A 2,715-nucleotide genomic window follows, 5' to 3' on the forward strand; every position below is an offset into this window, starting at 1 on the left:
TGTCGGCGGCCATGGAAAACTGCCCATAGGCGGTCAGGGGAACTGCCCATGGATGGTCAGCAGAACTGCCCGCTGGTGGCCATGAGTTCTGCCCACGTCTGATGGTTCCGCTCCGTGCGTCGTCGCGGGTGGGGCCCCTTCCCCGGGTTCGATGAACGGTGCTTGACGCCGTTCTCGCCCAAGGAAGGGGCTGTTGTGAAGTCTGACGGAGAGATCATGGAAATTCTGGAAGCGTATGACCTGACCGGGTCGTATCGTGCTGCTGCGGAGTTGGCGGGGTGTTCGCATCACACTGTTGCTGCGCATGTCGCCGCGCGGGACGCGGGCCTGCCGGTGGGTGCTGCCGCGCCGCGGGTGCGGGTCATCGACGGGTTCCTCGAGAAGGTCGAGGAGTTGGTGGATCGGTCGCAGGGGAAGGTGCGGGCCGACAAGGTCCACGAGGTTCTCGCCTCGCTGGGCTTCGATGGGTCGGAGCGGACGACGCGGCGCGCGGTCGCGGACGTGAAGGCGGCGTGGCGGGCGGGCCGGCGGCGGGTGCACCGGCCGTGGGTGACCGAGCCGGGGTTGTGGTTGCAGTACGACTTCGGCGACGGGCCCGTCGTCGGCGGGGTGAAGGTCGTGTTGTTCGTCGCGTGGCTCGCGTTCTCCCGGTTCCGGATCGTGATCCCGATCCGGGACAAGTCGATCCCGTCGGTGTTCGCCGCGCTGGATCGCACTTTCCGCATCCTGGGGGGTGCGCCGACGTATGTGCTGACCGATAACGAGAAGACGGTCACGGTCGCGCATGTCGCGGGGGTTCCGGTGCGGAACGCGCAGACGGTGTCGTTCGCCAGGCATTACGGGGTCACGGTGCTGACCTGCCAGCCCGCGGATCCGGCGTCCAAGGGCGGGGTCGAAGCGTCGGTGAAGCTCGCGAAGGCCGACCTGGTCCCGACCGAGGCGAATCTGCGGGACGGGTACGCGTCGTTCGCCGAGCTCGAGGCGGCATGCGAGCAGTTCATGGACGAGGTCAACGGCCGCGAGCACCGCGTCACGAGGCGCCGTCCGGTCGATGCGCTGGCCGAGGAGGCGCAGCGGCTGCACCCTGTCCCGCAGCGGGCGCATACCGTCGCGTTCGGGGTGTCCCGGCGGGTGGGTGAGAACACGCCGATGGTCGCGTTCGAGAACGGCCAGTACTCGGTGCCGCACCTGCTGATGGGCGCGGAGGTGTTCGTCCGCGCGCAGGGCGCCGCCGACGGTGAACGGGTCGTGATCGTCCACCACGGCATCGACGGGCCGGTCGAGGTCGCCCGCCACGAACGCGCCCGCCCGGGTTCACCGCGCATCATCGACGAGCACTTCCCGGGCCAGTCCGTGAAGATCCCCGGCGAGTATGCGATCAAGGCCCGCTCGGCCGAGGAGGCCGACTTCCTCGGCATCGGGCACGGCGCCGCGGCCTGGCTGATCGAGGCCGCCGCGGCGGGCACGCAGCGGATGAACCAGAAGATGCGCGAAGCCGTGCAGCTGGCCCGCATCCACGGGGTCGAGGTCGTCGACGAAGCGCTCGGAGTCGCCGCCGCTTACGGCCGGTTCGACACCGGCGACCTCGCGTCCATTCTCGGCGCGAAAGTACAGGTGACACCCGCCAGGGCGGCATCGGAGTCCCGGTCGCTCGCGCAAGGCACCCGCGGATGGGCGAGCATCGGCCAACCCTCGCCGACGGCGCAGCACGTGATCGTCCCGGTCGACGAGATCACCGCCACCGATGACGAGACCGCCGACCTGCTCATCGATGGCATCGGCCGCGGCGGGGAGGTCGGAGCATGAGCGTGACGACGCCGACCGCCCCGCCGATCCCCGCGGAGCTGGAGCAGATGATGCGGCACCTGAAGATGCCCTACGCCCGGTCCCTCGCGCCAGAGCTGTTCGCGACCGCGAAGACGCAACGGTGGGAACCCGCCGAGATCGTCAAAGCGCTGCTGGACGAAGAGATCGCCGGCCGGGCCCGGTCCATGCTCGCCGCCCGCCGCAAGGCCGCCGGATTCCCCACCGGGAAGACCTTCGACAGCTGGGACCCGTCGCTCTCGACGATCCCGGAGCCGACCCAGCAGGCACTTCGCACCCTGGAATGGGTGCACCGGCGGGAGAACCTCGTGATCTGCGGGCCCGCGGGGACCGGGAAGACGTTCTTCCTCGAAGCGCTCGGCCAGCACGCCGTCGAACAAGGCCTGAAGGTCGCGTGGTTCCGGCTCGAGGACCTCGGCGCGCTGATCCGCGCGCACCGCCCCGACGACACCGTCACCCGCACCGTCGCCCGCATCCTCCGCGCCGACCTCGTCGTCGTCGACGACATCGGACTGCTCCCCGTCGGAGACGACGCCGCCGAGGGCCTCTACCGGCTCGTCGACGCCGCCTACGAGAAACGATCCATCGCGATCAGCTCGAACCTGCACCCCGCCGGGTTCGACGAGCTCATGCCCAAGACCCTCGCCACCGCGACCGTCGACCGGCTGCTGCATCACGCCCACCTCGCCCAGACCAGCGGCGACTCCGTGCGCCTCGCGCAAGCCCTCGCCGGGACGGGGGTGACCCCGATGAGCTGACCGCCGAGCCCCGCCGCGGCCAGGTCCACCACCACCGGTGGGCAGAACTCCTGGCCGCGAATGGGCAGATCTGTTGGCCACCAGCGGGCACTTCTACTGGCCGCCAATGGGCAATTCCTACTGGCCGTTGACA

General features: G+C 69.9%; 2 protein-coding genes. Both read left to right on the forward strand.

The genetic code is table 11. The annotated features are described in order from the left end of the window. Window positions 1-195: 195 nt before the first annotated feature. Window positions 196-1,806, forward strand: a complete 1,611-nt coding sequence (gene istA, locus AC3ENO_RS14865) for an IS21 family transposase (protein WP_414683136.1) — start codon at window positions 196-198, stop codon at window positions 1,804-1,806. After that, complete coding sequence (gene istB / locus AC3ENO_RS14870) at window positions 1,803-2,582, forward strand: IS21-like element helper ATPase IstB (protein ID WP_288077101.1); 780 nt, start codon at window positions 1,803-1,805, stop codon at window positions 2,580-2,582. The genes istA and istB overlap by 4 nt, the downstream gene beginning before the upstream one ends. The last annotated feature ends 133 nt before the right edge of the window (window positions 2,583-2,715 follow it).

It is taken from the genome of Microbacterium sp. bgisy207, from assembly GCF_057706855.1.

What these genes read in the sequence shown, in the direction of transcription:
- istB (WP_288077101.1), top strand. Translation starts at nt 1,803, where the DNA reads ATGAGCGTGACGACGCCGACCGCCCCGCCGATCCCCGCGGAGCTGGAG.